Origin of the sequence: Enterococcus sp. AZ156 (assembly GCF_051714165.1) — a bacterium.
Lineage (GTDB): Bacteria > Bacillota > Bacilli > Lactobacillales > Enterococcaceae > Enterococcus_B > Enterococcus_B pernyi.
This window is the reverse complement of the sequence record NZ_JBIORI010000001.1, coordinates 398,410-415,310: the sequence shown is the minus strand read 5'-3', so window position 1 is coordinate 415,310 and position 16,901 is coordinate 398,410. Positions and strand designations below refer to the sequence as shown.

Here is a 16,901-nt window from a genome sequence, read left to right as displayed (position 1 = left end):
TTTTAAAATGTTTCATGATCGATCAGTGGATTCAACTGATGCTTGACTCTTGCCCAATCTTGCGCCGTAGGGATACTGCCCATAAGAACGCAATCCGTGTCAAGAGCGTAATCCAAAAGGTACGGTCGATAGTTCGTTACAATCAAATCAACGTGTGCATCATTTAAATGTTCCGGCGTCAATTCCTGAAGCGGCATAAACAACAGCTTATGATATTCCCCTAATAGTACACGTGCCTGCATTCGGATGGATTGAACCACTAAGTAGTCACCTTCTAATAAAAATAAAACTTTTTTGACCGGTTGGTAATAGTGGAACAATAAGTTCATATATGCCGTAAAACTCACCACGATATCTTCAAAATATTGACCAGAAAAACTGAGTACTCGGGCATGTTTTAAGAGAAATTGTTTATGGGCTTCATAAATCTGTTTATCGCTTTTCTTTACCATCCAATGGATTTCTTCTAGCTCTTTGTTCAACACTGGACTCACTGCTTCATTCATCAAGCGCGAAATGAAAAAAGAGGTCATAAACGGTTCTAAAGTATCCGTATCCCATTGTTCAAAGAAAGGATCAGAAAGATAATCTGACACGATGAACTGAAGATCCTTCCAGCGGTTGAATCGTTGGTTAAAAGTTTGTTCTTGGTCCACACGATGGATCGTCCGTTTGGAAATAATCGATAAATGGATCCAAGCGAATTCTTCCTTTGATAGATAGATCTCGTATTCATCTTTGATTCTTTCTTGTAAAGAATAAAGCAACTGAAAATCTTTTTCCTGATAAATGCTTACTTTTACCCATTCAGGTAAGGACATAAAATGTTTTTGATGAACTCGGACCATTGCGATATAAAGCTGGTAATAAAAGGCTGAAATCGTGATTCCCGTACCCAATTCATACTTTCCCAATTTGCCAGACAGTTCGTTCAAGACCAACGTATGTAAGTCTTCTGGCGGACGGATTGTATACGGAGTTTGTTCACTGCTATAATAAAAATCAAAAAAGAACTTTCGGATATTGGCTTCTTCCCCTAAAAAATTGACTGGGTTAAAAGCCAACGTTAACTCATACTCAGCTAATACCGGACGGATTCTTAATAAAAACCTTCGTAAAGTACTCTCTGCATAACTGTGCTGGTGAGCCAAGTCAGCCACTGTAAAATCTTTTCCCCAAAAAACATTTCCCACGATTTCAAATAACACTTCGTTTTCCAACAGTTGTTCTTTTTTCTCTTGGTAGTCCCTACGATTTCGTTCTTCAAAATAATACCCACTATAATTCGAACGTAATTCGATGCTTGTGCCAAAATGGTTTTTGAATGCTTGAATATCTTTTATCAAGGTACGTTGTGAAATAGCCAGTCGTTCACTCAGCTCTCCAATCGTAAAACGCCGTTCTTGTTCCATCACACTTAACACCTGCATCCATCGCTTGACCTCTGCGCTTGTAATAAACGCCATCTGAAACTCACGCAATTTTTTTCCCCCTCACTTTTTCAAATATTTCCCTCTCATGCTCGTTCACTCATCTTGACTCAGAAAATGCAGAGAGCACTTCATCGATTTTCTCCTTGCTAGGTACATAGGGAAGTTCAATCGTTTCACGAGCGTTTCTAGCTTGTGGTTGATTCACGATTTGTACATGACGTACTAGTCCCAGTGGATTCATTTGGGCAGCTCCCACCACCTGTAGGCCAGATTTTTTTAAAATCGTTTCAACTTCCTGTTTGATCCATCGTGTCAAAGCACGTGGTCCTACTATCTGATAGGAAACATAAATCGTCTGGCTATATTTTTTCTTCTCAGCTAAAAAACGTTTCATGAGTACTTCTAAAGGAGACGGTTTCTCACTGTTTGCATACGGCACTTGTTCTGGTGCTTCAAGTGTAGGTAGCTGGAAAAAGGCCTCCATTAAAAAAAGGAGTGTTTCGAAAAAACCATAAGTCAGACCTTCGGTAACTCATACTCACTCGCAGGTGAAAATGTGCGGGTAAATGCCTGTTGTGTCAAAGGGTTCAAAAATTGACTCTCATCTAACGAGAGAAGAAACAACGCAGCTTTTTCTGGTCCTGGCAGAAACACACTCACCTGTTGATCCAAAGCCTGGATTAGAGTTGTTTGGGCTTGTTTATGTGCCACTTGTTCTTGTAAGCAATGTCCTTGGTCGACTCGTTGCTTAGCTAGTTTCAGCCATTGATTAAACAAGGTTTGATCTAGGTGCCAAGGTCCGTCTTGAATCGCCACTTTCTCCTGATGTAGGTCCTGAATATGTTCTGAAAGAAACCTAGGATACAATGGTAAGGTGAAATAAAAATCATAAAGGAATTGGCGAATCCCCGCTTCTTCGCCCCATAATTGATTGGTTTTAGATTCAATTTTTATCCCATAGTAGGTCGTTAATAACGTTTGAAGCTGCCGTTTCATCCGTTGGAAGCTTGCACTCGACACATCAAGATACGCCATCCACTGTTGATTGTCTAAACACTTTCCCGCAGCCAATTGATCCACAAAAAGAAAAAGTTTCTCTTCATTTAGTAACGCTTGTTTCTCCTCATAATACCCTTTAGGGTTCAGAAAGGAAAAGTGATAGCCCTTCTCATCGCCGATCAAATGGATCCGCTCACCAAAATAGTCCTTGATCACCTTTATATCCTCAATAATCGTCCGTCGCCCAAACCCAGTCTGTTTAGCTAAGGTTTGTGCGGTAACATGTTCCTCTTCTTCTAACGTCGCCAATAAGAGCAGCCAACGTTTAGTCTTATCTGCCATGACTAAATGATCAAATAAAATGTGCATATTTTTTCTGTCCTTTCTATAAAGAAAAAGAAAAGAGCCGCAGCCCTTTTCTTTCTTGTGACTAATTGTCGGGAACTACACTTAGTTCCCAGGTGAGTGTTGTTTCATAGGTGCTTGCTCTTGGATTCGCGGTTGGAGGGACTTCAAGTGCCACGCTTTCGCTTGCACTTTCACCGTCACCAAACCGATAGATCCAGGTACCTGCTCCTTGGCCATCGAGCGCGGTCAGAAGTTTAGTCTTTTCTCCTGGAATTAAGGTAACACCGTCTTGATTATACAACATCGGTTCATCACTTCCGCGAATAGACTCCAATTGTTGATTAGTTAAAGACAAACGTGCCCCTCTTAGTTCATTTTCCTGTAGATCCGTAAATTGAATGTTTTGCGTAACTGCTAATTGCCAGCCGTGACGTTCCTCTTCTGGCCGTCGATCACTGATCTGGATATAGTTTGGTCGCTCTTCAGCCTCATTGACGGTTCCATCCGGATTTAACAAGCGTTGCGGTTGCGCATAATACCGCTTCGTTCGCGTAGAGATTGCTTGTTGGCCAAATGTGAATCGAGAAGCAAAATCTATGCTTAACAAGCCTTGGTCTTCTTCGAGCTCAGGTTTATTCTCTGGATCGACTTCTATTTCTGGATTCATCGGATCTACCGGAGAGACTGGACCAAGATCCCCAACTGTTAAAATCGTCGCAGATTCAAATGTGACGTCATGATAAGGCAGTGCTGTTGTTGGATTAATATTTCCCCGATCATTATTTGTTTTTGGTGGATCAACGACCCCTGCGGTTTTTGCGGATCCTGCATTATCCCGTAAAAAGATTTGAATTTCATCGTCTTCTTGTAATGAGAGTTCACTTAAATCAAGTGTAAATCTGCCCTCATCGTTGATAGTGGCATCTGATGTATCAAAGGGTTGCCCATTATGCGTTGCGGTTACTTCAGCTTCTTTATTTTCTGAAATCCCTTGGATGGTTTTACTATTTTCACCAATGATAGAAGATGAGAATTTCGCAGGTGCCGGAGGGACGATTGGAAAGACTTCCACAGTATCTGTTAAGATCTGGTGGTCAAACCCTTCGGTCAGTTCGCCACTGGTTAATTCTACGTGACTGATTCGAACTTTTGATCCTGCTTCAAGGGGTTCAGGTAAGGTGATTTCAAAAAGTCCGCCACGTGGGTCTTCTCCGTAGATACTGATACCTGGTGATTCGTCTGAATGACCGACGGTCTTAGTCGTATAGTCTTGCGTGTGTCCTGATGGAGATTCTACTTCGACTGTCACGATCGCTTCATCGTCCCATGCTGGGCGACTATCATCTAATCCTACAGGAAGACTCACGCGCCCATAGATTTTCTTATCAGCATTGGTTGGTACTCTCAGCTCATCTACGATAGCCCAGCGCCCATTATTACTACTTAAACGACTATACGCAGTTAAACCTGTGTTGCCAAATACTTCCGTATTTAGTTGTGTGGGGTCACTTGTCTCTCTTAACGTATTAAAATTTGTTCCAGTAAACGAATAATCAATACTTCGGAAGTCTAAATTTGGGTCGCCATTCAAATCAGCGCCTTTTCGCCAAACAGATAAATCACTATTTATTGCGTTTAATGTCGATCCACTACTAGCATTAAATATATTCCCACCACCGACGCGAGTATTTCGAAAGTCCATAAATAACGGATTATCAAAATCAACAGTTAAATTTCCAGCATTGAAAATTCCTGCCGCATCTGTTGCTGTTCGTCCTTGGGCAATGAAAGTCGCACCATTTCGTGCTTCAATTTCTCCCGTCTGACTTTCCATATCGATCGCTGCACCGTTGTCCGCAATAATTTGAACTTTAGAACCCAAACCATTAACTACAAAAGAATTACCCCCGTCCCTAGGATAATGTACCCCTTGGTTGGCCAAACCAGAGGACGTATCTTGATCTATAGGTGTACCATTCCCAGGATTATAGATGAAAAATTGCCCTCCGTTCCTAACTAAAATATGATTATTGCCACCATACATACGAATACCTGGTGTTCTTCCTCCAGATTTACTTATGTTCATTTTTGCATTGTCTATTGTAAACTGATAGCCTCCTGCACGTATAAAACGTAAGACAGCGACAGCTCCATTCTGCGATTCATTGGTACTTCCTGCAGTTAAATTTAATTCGGACTGCTTTAACAGGTTAAATTGGCCATTTAAGCTAAGCAAACCTAACGCAGAGGCACGATTTGCATGGACGTTCATTTTTGCGCCTTCCGTCAATCTAACTTCAGCATTAGGATTTGCAGCTCCTGAAGTAGTAGTAGCGCTAGCAGCACCTAGATAAACCGCTGCATTGATTTCACCGGCGCTGACATTACTAATTACTTCCATCTTTGATTCAGACCCACTCATTTGTAATAATGCACGTGCGCCATGTATGGTTATACTGTTCGCATTATCTGATGTTGCGTTTACTCGGGCACCATTTTCTATAGCAAGAACTGAATCTGCTCCTGCTAACCAAATATTCCTACCAGAGCTGGCTGCTTCAAAAACAGCATCAGAGTGATCAAGTAAGACTGTGCTATTGGCCCCAACCATATGAATATTGTGTCCAGAGCTTCCGTTCGCCTCCCACTGGCTCTTTGAGATGGCTAATTTATTAGTAGTTCCTGTTGCAGCATAACCTACACCACTCCCCCCCAGCTTCAAACTTATATCACTAGAATCAACGAGTGTAGTAGAATTATTCCCGGTCAGCGCTATGCCACGCCGATTACCAGAAGTAATATCAATGGCAATACTCGCTCCGTCTGTTATATTTAGTTCTGGTTCATTTCCTCTGAGATGAACGGCATTATTGGCTGTGGCAGACCCTGCACCAGGTCCACTGGTAGCGGTTATTGCTAATTTTGAGCCATCTTCTAAGTCTATCTTAGGTCTTGCATTATCATTCCCAACTTGAATATTTTCTAGTGTTCCTGTTCCACCTCCAGAAATGTTGAAAATACTATTCTTTTTTAAAGAAAGTAACGCATCCGTTCCTTCCAAAATCATACCTTGAGAAGCACCTGTATCTGTCATTTCAATACTACTATCATTTAGTAATACTTGTGGCGTTGTTCCTTCTAAATAGACTCCACGGCCGGTTGTAGCTGACATTGACAGTTGGGTCTGTTCCAATAATAATTGAGGGTTGGCGCCGTTCAAATGCAATCGTTGTCCGGTGGTACTTATTAAACTCCCTATAGACCCCACATAGTTGACTTTAGGCGATACACCTGTCAAGGCAAGTGTGGTCCCTATTTCAGAACGAATATCAGTATGACTATTCATTACAGAAAATGTTGGCTCATCACCTGATAGATTTATGGCTGACTGTGTGGCTGAGGTCACAGATAATTTCGAATCATTCACAATTACCTGGGGGTTATTTCCGGATAGATGTAACCCACTTTTGGCTGCAGTACTTGTCGTAGTCAAGTTACTTTTATCAAGAACGGTGATTTTCGGTCCTGTTCCAGTCATAGCAATCGTATTATTTCTTATATTAGTAGGAGTAGCAGTCGTTCCTACTGTATTGATCGTTAAATCCCCACCAGATTGGAGTGCAATCTCCGCATTTTCTCCTCTAAAATCAATCGTATTTGCCACACCTGAAGTCGTAGTAATTGCTAAATTTGCACCGTTTTCGATTGTTAGTTTAGGTTCGGAAATCGTCGCTGCTGCTAGAAAGATCGTGGCATTTCCACGACTGATCGTTACTTTTGCTTGATTGATTGCTTTGACTTCTTTTGCTTCAATGAAAGTTTGCGTAGAGCTTGTGCGTGTAAAGTTATTCGTGCCACCTGTAAATTGAACCGTACCTTTTGGAATTGATGCTAGTCGCATCGTATTGGCATTGACTTCTGCTACATCTTCTATTTCTAGTGTCCAATTGTGGCTAACCTCTGTTGTTGCATTGACTAAAGGTGTAGCGCCGGTTTTTGTAACTGTTACGTCCTCTATCCGAAAGCTCGTTGGTTCACTCACTTCTGCTAATTGAAAATAAAAACTATTGTTACCAAAAGTCAGCGTATGTCCGTTTCCTTGTATCTTGATTGGTCGGTCGATCGTCATGATATTTGCTGTAGTTTCAGTTAAATTTGCTTGAACAGAGATAATGCTGACTTCAGGATTTGCGATAGCCTCTCTGAATGCAGCCATTGTTGAGACTTCTTCTGTATTTCCATCAAAGACCGCCTGTTTGAATGTTTCGTTCTCAGAAGGAGTAGCTTCCTCTTTCGATTCTTCGGTTGCTACAGGCGCTTCTTTTTCTTCTGATTGTTCAGTCGTATTTGGATATTGCTCATGTTCTTCATTTGATTCATTAGATGAATCCTGATTCATTTCTGGTTGATCTTCAGTCTCCGTTTCTTCCTTTTCCGATATTTCAAGTGTCGCAGTTACGTCTTCGACGGACACATCATAATTACCTTCAGATTTAAATACCACTGGAAGCACAAACGTTTGTTGTACACGCTCCGCTTGAATCACCCATTCATCTGATTCTTCTTGGTTTACGGTAACTCCAGCTTGTAACTGATCTTTTACCAGCTGCGCTTCCTTTGGAAGGGTAATTCTTGCCTCTGACACCTCTTGATCTGAAACAAATGTCACCTTCAATGGCTCTTCAACCGTTCCTTGAAGGTGAGAGCGAGGAAAGGAAAAGCGAGGATTGCCTTCTTCTTCCACTTCTAGATAGTTTTTTATGGATGGAAGTTCCAATTGTTCTTCTTCCTGTACTTGCCCCCCTACCTTTCTATCCGTGGTTTCCGCATAGACGATGCCTACTGGCAGGAGGAATGCATGCAGAACAAGAATCATCGTCCCTAAAATGAGCATTCCTTTTTTCATTAGCTTTCTCATGGAATCCTCCTCTCTACACTTCTTTTTCGCTTTCACGTGCTCTTTTCTTTTGCCACATCAGGTAAAGCACAAGTCCAAGCATTAAAATAAGCAAAATAATCGAACCGATCATCCACCAATTGACACCAGAATCAATCATTACGTCTTCTCGATTTAACTTGCGGGCTTCTTCGGCTTCAATCGTAAATTCACGCGTCCATGACCATTCATTCTCTCCCGATGTAGCTGTTAATTCTAGGACATAGTTCCCACTTCGAAAACGGTCGCCTTCTAAAGAAATCGGGAAGTTGAAATTAGAATTTGGGGCCATCTGCATCATTTCTTTCTCAGCCTTATAGAGCACCTCGTTCTCCCCTACTCGTTTTACGGTCGCTTCCACCGCCAATTGATTGACAAAAGTGGGGGTAAAGTTTTGTAACGTGGCGCTGATCACATTGCGGTAGTTCAATTGATCCGCAAACACATCTAATAGTTCCAACTCCGGTTGCACCGAGTCTCGAGTATTACTAACGACCACACCAACCACATGGGCAAACTCATTCTTGATAGCTATGCCTTCTCCTCCTGGGGCATCGCTATCTTCCTCTTCTTTTACTTCGGTGATCCTTAAACCGCCGGCTAAATACCCTTCAAAGGCGTCTTTAGGCATTTGCAGAGGAATTTCTATAACCTTTGTTTCATTTCCAGCTAATGTAATGACCTCCGAAGGAGTCATCAGCTCATCCAAGGAGTGGATTAAGGATGGATCCGCTTCTTCAACATCTTTGCCATACTCGACATTACCCAAAGTATTAGTATAAGCCGTATGCGGTGTCACCTGAACGTTGATTGGTTCTGAACTGGAATTTCCGACTTCTAGTCGCAAAGTCTCTTTTTGTCCAGGAGGGAGTAATAACTCATAGTATCCTTTACTTTCATCCACTTGGCTCTCTGGAAAAAGAGGGGTAACGTACGTATTTAAACTCGCTTCTTCGGCCTGGACCGCCTGCGGCAAGAAAAAGAAGAGCGCTATAAGCAACCATAGACTTTTTTGTATCGTTTGTTTGTGTATCATTTGTCATAATCCTTTCTAAAAAAGCAGCGTCACAGAAATCTGTAACGCTGCCAGTGACTAATGGAACATGGAAATAGGAATGGTTTACTTCTTAAACCGCATCAGGTTCCTCATTATCTGGTGTTAGTTCTAATTCCCATGTCAATGTAGAGGTATACGTTACTGCATCTTTGGCAGTCGAGCCAGGAACAAACAATTGGATCGCCTTATTTTCAACGACATCTACCCCATCTTCTACTTGTTTTGCGAGCGCATCATGATCTCCCCAAACAACGGAAGAAGTTCCGCCACCCTTTTGGTTAGCAGCTGTCATGACCGGCACGGCCTCTTCACTTGGAATCAACTCTAAACCACTTGTGTGAATCGTCGGTTCCTGATTTGCATCATTCACACTGTAACGAAGGGAAGGATCGAATAACGTAATTTTGGCGCCTTTTAACACACTATTTAGGGTATCTGTTTTTGCTTGAAATTCACTTAAACTCACGCTCAGTTCCCATCCTTCATTCGTTCCGCGGGTGTCTTGAACTTGTGCCATACTGACATAAGGAATCATATTTTCCTCGCCTGTTGTTCCGGCTTTCTGTTGCATTTCCGCAATCATGTTGTAATGTTCATCAGCAGTTGAGATAACTTTCGTTCCAAAGGTCATTGTTGGAACTGTTGCAATCGTTAGTGGTCCCGTACCAGGAATTGGTGGGATCGTCACATCTGGACCTTCAGGATCAGGTTCTACTACTGTGTCTTCAATATTTGGAGTGAAGGTGACCTGACCGGTCGTTGTTGTTTTACGTACTTCTTTTGACTCTTGGTTTCCCTCTTCAGCGAAAGCCTGTACACCTCCTGCGAAAATCGTGGTTGATAATGCGGCTACAGTTGCTAAACGAATAAATTTCATACTTAAATTCCTGCTTTCTTTTAATTAATTTTCTTGTGTTTCTTTTCTTTTTTTATTCCCTACGACTAATAAAACACCTGCCACTAAGAAACTTCCAATCCATAGCCCAAGTGAGCTACCGGTCATATTGGTTTTTGGCAAAGTTCCTCCTGGCTTTTGTGTGCTGGTGCTGGGAGGTGGATCTGGTGGACCGATTGGTTCATAAGTTCCTGTAAACCCAATAGATCCTTCTGACTCGACGGATTGGACCTGTGTACCATACACCTGCAGGGGAAATTGTATCGCTATTATTAGGGACATTAGACCAATCATAAGACCAATAGTTTTTCGCATCTTCCCTCCTCCTTTAACATCTATCTCAAAAACGATCGTTTTTTAGAATAACGAATACTTATGTATGCTAAGTCATCGAAACGCCAATTTAACAACATTACTTTAGACATCTGACAAGTTCAGATGTCTATTTTGCTGTACACCCAAAAACGATGGTTTCTAATACGTTTTAGTGAATAAACAAGGCTTAACCTTCAGCCTTCCTTATACTCATTATCTTATAACAATTTATATAAGATTGAAAATCACAATTTTCACCTCGTTATGCATATCTAGAAAATAACCCAAAAAAACAAATGAAATCATTGATTCATCAGAATGAATGGGAGAAAATAATTAGTGCTCAAAAAAAATAAAAGATAAGGATCAAAAATATTTAAGTTTTTTGATCCTTATCTTTTATTTTTCTTGCTCAACTTCGATGTCATTTTCTAATTTAAGTGTTTAAAAGCGAAATAGAAAGTCCAACAGGGTATACTCTGTTGTCCCAAAAAGATAATAACTTTTTGACCTAATTAATTGAGCAACTAGAAGAGCTTTGAAATGAGGAATCAAAAAAGGATCAAAAACTTTTAAGTTTCTGACTCTTCAGAAGAATTATTTTGAAAAACAGCGAATATGTCGCTTAACTGAACAGTTTCTTTTTTGATGAGTTTCGAGAAAAAATAATTTTTTAATTATGTGCATTCAAAAAGATTATCCAGAAAACAATTTAATTAGAACAATGATTCATTGACACAAAACATAATGAAGTCGTCCAAACAAAACTTATAAAAAAAAGTGTCCAGAAAATAATTTTCTGAACACTTTTTTACAATGACCTAATGCTAGGCTCACTCTATACGACATGAAATACTAGTGAGTGATTGGTCTCCGCACTTAACTCATTACCACAAAGTTCTTTAAGGTACGTGCGATAATCTGTTTCAACGAGTCGCAGAATCTCTTGCGTCGAAAAATCGTCATACCGAATCAGTTCTGCAATGAGTGTTAGTTTTGCATCGATACCCAGGACTTCAGGAAGTGTCTCCCAAAAGTTGTCTGGCGAGACCTCACTCGTCAATTGATTCAGTCGTTCGAATTGTTGCACCAGATACTCCTCCAGTTCCCTGGTCTCTCTTTTAGCTTGTGTCACGGTGTCTTGAAACTGACGCATATATTCGTCCTTCATTAGAGGTGTTTCCATCCTACCCGCTCCTTTCTCGTCTTCATCCGTTCTAAGTGTAAAAGAGGAAAAATCTTACGCTCTGTTCCTATTTTTAATTGTCAGGAACGGCGCTAAGTTCCCACGTCAAGGTTGTTTCATAGCGAGTGGCTTCAGGGTTTGCGCCTTTTGGCACATCTAAAGCCACACTTTTATTAGCCGTTTCTTGATCGCCAAACCGATAGATCCAGGTACCAGTCCCTTCCGTTCCTTGGGCCATTAACAGAATCCGTCGGTTTCCTGGAACCAGTGCCAATGGATTGGTTTATTGGAATTCCGGTACACTGCCGCCTTGGGCGGTCGCCAGTTGCTGGTTTGTCAGGCGCAAACGCGCCCCGTTCAATTCTCGATTATTGGTTGAGGTAAATGGATTATTTTGTGTCACAGCAAGCTGCCAGCCATTGCGATCATTTTCTGGTCGCCGGTCGCTGATTTGAACATAGTTTGGCCGTTCTTCTGTCTCATTGACCGTCCCATCTTCATTCAATAATCGCTGCGGTTGCGCATAATAGGTTTGATCAGTTACTGAAATGCCTTGCGTACCAAATTGTAACTGTGAGACAAAATCAATACTTAACCTTCCCTGATCTTCAGGAAGCTGTGGTTTGTTTTCTGGATTGATTTCTGTTTCTGGATCTAATGGATCCACAGGTGAAACAGGTCGCAGGTCCTGGACCATTAAAACCGTTGCTTCATCAAACAATTTATCACGAAAAGAAAGCGGTGATTTTGGATTGATATTCCCTTGTTCATCATTCGTTATAGGCGGATTCATAACCCCTGCAGCTGCAGCAGATCCCTCACGGTCTTTTAAGAACACTTGAATTTTATCGTCTTCTTGTAATATTCGATCACTTAAGTCTAATGTGAAGGTGCCATCATTTTCAACAACTACATTTTCTGTATTTATCGGTTCGTCATTATGGGTAGCAGTAACCGTTACTTCTTTGTTTTCCGTGAAACCTTGAATCGTTGTACTATCATTTGAAACCACAGAAGAAGAAAACTTCGCTGGTGTTGGCGGAATGACGGGAAAGACTTCTACTGTATCTGTTAAGATAATATTTTCATATCCTTGTGTTAACTCTCCAGAAGTTAAGCGAACGTCTTTAATTTTGACCTTATCTCCTTTTTGTAGGTACTCTTCTAACTCTACTTCAAATAATCCAGCACGTGGTTCTTCGCCATAGATACTGATGCCTGGTTCTTCATTTGAGTGTCCCACAGTTTTAGCAGTATGTTCTGTTTTCGTTCCATTAGCACGTTCAACTTCTACAATGACTGTAGCTTCCCCCTCCCAAGCAGAACGGCTTTCTTCTAATCCAACTGGAATGCTGATATGTCCATGAATCTTTTTATCGGCATTTGTTGGGACCCTGAGTTCATCTGCAATTGCCCACCGGGCATTATTTGAACTTAATCTAGAATATGTCGTCAATCCTGTGGTACCAAAAGTCCCAGTATTCAATATGTCTGGTTGACTAGTGGCTCCTAAAGTATTGAAATTTGTCCCAGAGAAAGAAAAATCTAAAGTTGGAAAATTCAAATCTGGATCACCGTCTAAGTTTGACCCATTTCTCCAGACTGCTAGATCACTATTTGATGCCTTTAAACTAGATCCGCTTGCGACATTAAATAGATTTCCTCCTCCAGATCGATTATTTCTGAAGTCCATAAATAAAGGATTGTCAAATTCTACATCTAGCACACCTGCTCTAAATACTCCACCAGAAGCAGTCGCAGTTCTGCCCACTGCTTCAAAATAACCACCATTGTTATTCTTTACTTTCCCCATTCCAGATAGATCTATAGCTGGTCCATTTTCAGCTAAAATAGTAACTTGTGACCCCGGATCTGTTACGGAGAATGATGTATTATCTCCAGAAGTTAAATGAATACCCTGATTGCCGCCAGCGGTATTTCCATTACTAACTTGTCCGTCACCAGGATTATTTACATACAATTTCCCACCATTAGAAACCATGATATGATTATTATCACCCAACATGCGTATTCCAGGAGCATTTCCACTAGATTTCTCAATAAACACATTGCTATTATTGATATTAAATTCACTAAATCCTGAATTTAAAAATCTCAACGTGGCCCTTGCATTACCGTATGAGCCATCAACAGTTGTACTACCTGTCGTTCTGTTTGATTTTAATAGCAATTCACTTGTATCTGCTACCGTGTATTTATTTTCAGTTCCCTGTAATACTATAGCGCTCGACATATTCGCATCGGCTTGTAACAATGATTTTTCTGAAATAATAAAGTTTATTTCACTTTTATCATTAGTTCCTATAAACAAGCTTGCATTTTGATCTGCTTCAGTAGTCCAATTACTCTTAAGATAAACTTTAGCTTCTTTACTAATAGATATAGTATGTTTAGTTCCTGCTAAATGAACGGAATTTGCTGCATCCGTAGAAATATTAATCTCAGATCCATCTATGACTTGGAATAACCCATTACTTGCTTGGAAGAAGACCCCTCTCTTCGCCCCTGCCGTTACGTTAACATCTAAAATAGATTGATTGCTAACTGTTAGTTCTGATGATGCTCCTACAAATTGTATAGCATTATTAGCTGTATCAGTTGCAGCACTTGTCGGTCCACTTGTGTTCAAAATTAATTTGGATTGATTTTCAATAATCATCTTTGAACGTGCTCCATTAAATAATATATTTCGGGCTGTTCCACTTCCACTGGTTAACTTTACTTCACTGTTGTTTGATATTTTTAATAATGAGTCTGTACCGCTTAATAGGATACCGTTGTTAGAACTACTCATGGTTAAATTCAGTTGACTCTCATCAATAACGATTTCTCCATTGGCATTATCCGTAGATATAGGCAGTCCTGTTGTAGAGTTAGTGGAAAGGTTTGACCTTAGTATATTAATTTTTCCGTTTACTCTCATCGCTCTCCCAGTTGTTGTCGTTAAATTCATATTAGAGTTTACTATTGTTAAAATCCCGTTCTGCCCTTCTGACCGAATTGCTTCTGCGGTCGCAGAAGTTACAGAAAATTCCGAGTTATTTACCGTAAGTTGCGAATTGTTTCCAGCAAGATATATTCCTCTTTTTGATAATGTCGTTCGAAGAGAGAATGTACTTTCTTGATCCAAATTAAACTTAGGAGATACACCGGAAAGGACGATCGTATTATTAGTTGTATTTGTTGGTGTAGTTGCAGTAGCTGGCCCTATTGTACCTACTGACAAATGTCCATTTTGAACGGCTATTTCTGGATTTTCTCCTCTTAGATCAATCGTATTGGCATTCCCAGCAGTAGTTGTGATCGTAACTGTGGCACCTTGTTCTACCGTCATCTTTGGATCCGCTACTGCAGCAGAAGAAAACAAGACCGTCGCATTCCCTCGACTAATAGTTACCTCTGCTTGATTTGTTGCTAAGACTTCTTTTGCTACGATGAAAGTTTGTGCAGAAGTTGTGCGTGTGAAGTTTGATACGCCACCTGTAAAATGAATATTTCCTTCAGGAAGAGAAGCTAATCGCATGGTATTCGCATTCATCTCGGTAATATTTTCTAATTCAACAGTCCAATTTTTACTGCTTTCTACCGTTGCGTTGATCAATGGTGTTATTCCAACTTTTGTAAGTCTTGTATTTTCAATTCGAAAAGCACTTGGTTCCACTACTTCTGCTAGTTGAAAATAAAAGCCATTTATGCCAAATGTTAAGGTATAGCCGTTTCCTTGGATAAGTAACGGACGATCCACAGTTAGTACATTTGCTGTAGCTTCCGTCAGATTGGCTTGAACGGAAATGATCCCAATATCAGGATTGGCAACGGCTGCTCTGAATTGTGCCATCGTAGTGACTTCTTCCGTCTTTCCATCAAAGACTGTCGGTTCAATCACCTCTGACTCCGCATCTATTTGTTGCTCCTGCGGGGCTTCTACCACAGGCTCACGAACTTCTTCTGTCGGTTGTTCATTAACTTGCCCTCCTTCTATTCCATTTTCTTCTTTCAGCTCCTCTTGTCCTACAAAATTCTCATCGGACGGTTCTGTTTCTTCGACCGGGACTTCCCCACTCGTCTCTTCTTGTTCTTGCACCTCAATAGTCGCGGCCACATTTTCCACCGCGACTTCATAGTTTCCTATTGAGTCAAATACTACTGGAAGGACAAAGGTATTTCGTACACGCCCGGTCTGGATTATCCATTCATGAGAGTGCGCTCCTTGTTTTGCAGTAAGCCCCGCTGGCAACTGCTCTTTTAGTAGTTTCGCTTCGTTAGGTAAGGTGACTCGCGCTTCTGACACTTCTTGGTCAGAAAAGAAAGTCACTTTGATTGGTTCTTCTATCATTCCTTGCATACGCGATTGTGTAAAGAAAAAGCGAGGTTCCCTTATTTCTCCCTCTTCTAAAAAATTTTTTATTCTCGGAAGTTCCAATGGTTCAAGATCTTCTTCTGTCTCATGTGTAGGTGCCTCAACCGTTTCTGCATAAATCATGCTTACCGGCAAGAAGAGTACGTGCAGAACTACTAAAGTCACACTTAGAAGCACCTTCGTTTTTCTCCAGGTCATCGTCATCAAACGCACTCCTTTCTACTTCTCTGATTCATTTTCACGCACCTTCTTCTTCTGAACCATCAGATAAATAACTAAGGCTAGTAAAAGCAGAATTAGAATCATCGTCCCAATCATCCACCAGTTGATGCTCGTATCAATCGTGACGTCTTCTCGGTTAAATCTGCGGGCTTCATCGGCTTCAATCGTAAACTCCCGTTCCCACGACCATTCTTCTTCTCCTGAAGTGGCTTTTAGTTTTAACACATAGTCACCGGCTTGGAAACGATCCCCTTCTAACGAGATTGGAAAATTAAAATTTGAGTTTGGTGCCATCTGCATCATTTCTTCATTCGCTGTGTAGAGAATCTCGTCTTCTCCTGCACGTTGAACCGTCGCTTCGACAGCCAGTTGATTCACAAAAGCAGGTGTAAAGTTTTGTAGGTTCACACTGATCACATTACGATAGTTCAATTGATCCGCAAACACATCATGCAATTCTAAATCCGGCTGAACCGAATTGCGCGTATTACTGACCACGAGGCCCACGACGTAAGCAAACTCATTTTGGATCGCCACACCCTCTTCTTCACTTGTGGCTGTTTCTTGTTCATCTTTGACTTCTGCGATGCGTAGACCGCCGGCTAGAAATCCCTCAAGAGAATCCGCCGGCATACGTAATGCCACCTCAACTGTTTTAGTCTCATTGCCTGCTAAGTCAATCACTTCAGAAGTCTCAATCAACGCATCCACTGAGTAAGATAACGTTGGATCAGGTTCCTCTGCATCTTTGCCATATTCAACCACCCCATGGACATTCGTATAGGCTGTGTGGGGAGTAATCTGAACTTGTATGGGTTCGCTACTGGCGTTTTGTAGTTTTAATGACAACCTTTCGGTTTCCCCAGCAGCCAGATTCAAGTCAAAATAACTACTCGATCCCTCGACCTGGCTCTCTGGAAATTCTGGCGTCACATAAAAATTTAATGTACCTTCTTCGGCATGGCCGATCACGGGAACGAAAAGTATGACTAGTGCCAAGAGCATCAATAGCCAGCCAATCCCGTTGTTCAATAGCTTCAATCGTACTTGTTTATTCATCGCATGCTTCCTTCCTTTTAAAAAAACAGCGCTACAAATAGCTGCAACGCTGTTGAGAGTCAATTCATCT

The 16,901-nt window shown here is 41.1% G+C and carries 9 protein-coding genes and 1 pseudogene; all 10 read right to left on the bottom strand.

Annotated elements, in window-relative coordinates; translation table 11 throughout:
• Positions 1-2: 2 nt before the first annotated feature.
• The gene (locus tag IGJ95_RS02085) at positions 3-1,481 is read right to left on the bottom strand and encodes a helix-turn-helix domain-containing protein (RefSeq protein ID WP_438761381.1); all 1,479 of its coding nucleotides are present in this window, start codon (positions 1,479-1,481) and stop codon (positions 3-5) included.
• A gap of 49 nt (positions 1,482-1,530) precedes the next feature.
• Positions 1,531-1,827: a hypothetical protein gene (locus tag IGJ95_RS02080; RefSeq protein WP_438761379.1), complete on the bottom strand. Its 297-nt coding sequence runs from the start codon at positions 1,825-1,827 to the stop codon at positions 1,531-1,533.
• Positions 1,828-1,949: 122 nt separating this feature from the next.
• Positions 1,950-2,801 carry a helix-turn-helix domain-containing protein gene (locus tag IGJ95_RS02075; RefSeq protein WP_232092477.1) on the bottom strand — a complete coding sequence of 284 codons (852 nt, stop codon included), beginning with the start codon at positions 2,799-2,801 and terminating at the stop codon, positions 1,950-1,952.
• A 61-nt stretch (positions 2,802-2,862) separates the two neighbouring features.
• A complete protein-coding gene (locus tag IGJ95_RS02070; protein WP_438761377.1) occupies positions 2,863-7,698 on the bottom strand; it encodes a WxL domain-containing protein in 4,836 nt (1,611 codons plus the stop codon).
• 13 nt (positions 7,699-7,711) lie between these two features.
• The gene (locus IGJ95_RS02065; protein WP_244062890.1) at positions 7,712-8,752 is read right to left on the bottom strand and encodes a DUF916 and DUF3324 domain-containing protein; all 1,041 of its coding nucleotides are present in this window, start codon (positions 8,750-8,752) and stop codon (positions 7,712-7,714) included.
• A gap of 91 nt (positions 8,753-8,843) precedes the next feature.
• Positions 8,844-9,650 (bottom strand): WxL domain-containing protein, encoded by an 807-nt coding sequence (locus IGJ95_RS02060; RefSeq protein ID WP_438761375.1) that lies wholly within the window; start codon positions 9,648-9,650, stop codon positions 8,844-8,846.
• 24 nt (positions 9,651-9,674) lie between these two features.
• A complete protein-coding gene (locus IGJ95_RS02055) occupies positions 9,675-9,983 on the bottom strand; it encodes an LPXTG cell wall anchor domain-containing protein (protein WP_224434468.1) in 309 nt (102 codons plus the stop codon).
• Between the two features lie 838 nt (positions 9,984-10,821).
• A complete protein-coding gene (locus tag IGJ95_RS02050; protein WP_126133772.1) occupies positions 10,822-11,169 on the bottom strand; it encodes a DUF7006 family protein in 348 nt (115 codons plus the stop codon).
• 73 nt (positions 11,170-11,242) lie between these two features.
• Positions 11,243-15,526: pseudogene (locus tag IGJ95_RS02045) on the bottom strand (WxL domain-containing protein).
• A 243-nt stretch (positions 15,527-15,769) separates the two neighbouring features.
• Complete coding sequence (locus IGJ95_RS02040) at positions 15,770-16,831, bottom strand: DUF916 and DUF3324 domain-containing protein (RefSeq protein WP_438761373.1); 1,062 nt, start codon at positions 16,829-16,831, stop codon at positions 15,770-15,772.
• Between the last annotated feature and the right edge of the window lie 70 nt (positions 16,832-16,901).

What these genes read in the sequence shown, in the direction of transcription:
- IGJ95_RS02050 (WP_126133772.1), bottom strand. Translation starts at nt 11,169, where the DNA reads ATGGAAACACCTCTAATGAAGGACGAATATATGCGTCAGTTTCAAGAC.
- IGJ95_RS02040 (WP_438761373.1), bottom strand. Translation starts at nt 16,831, where the DNA reads ATGAATAAACAAGTACGATTGAAGCTATTGAACAACGGGATTGGCTGG.
- IGJ95_RS02055 (WP_224434468.1), bottom strand. Translation starts at nt 9,983, where the DNA reads ATGCGAAAAACTATTGGTCTTATGATTGGTCTAATGTCCCTAATAATA.
- IGJ95_RS02065 (WP_244062890.1), bottom strand. Translation starts at nt 8,752, where the DNA reads ATGATACACAAACAAACGATACAAAAAAGTCTATGGTTGCTTATAGCG.
- IGJ95_RS02070 (WP_438761377.1), bottom strand. Translation starts at nt 7,698, where the DNA reads ATGAGAAAGCTAATGAAAAAAGGAATGCTCATTTTAGGGACGATGATT.
- IGJ95_RS02060 (WP_438761375.1), bottom strand. Translation starts at nt 9,650, where the DNA reads ATGAAATTTATTCGTTTAGCAACTGTAGCCGCATTATCAACCACGATT.
- IGJ95_RS02080 (WP_438761379.1), bottom strand. Translation starts at nt 1,827, where the DNA reads ATGAAACGTTTTTTAGCTGAGAAGAAAAAATATAGCCAGACGATTTAT.
- IGJ95_RS02075 (WP_232092477.1), bottom strand. Translation starts at nt 2,801, where the DNA reads ATGCACATTTTATTTGATCATTTAGTCATGGCAGATAAGACTAAACGT.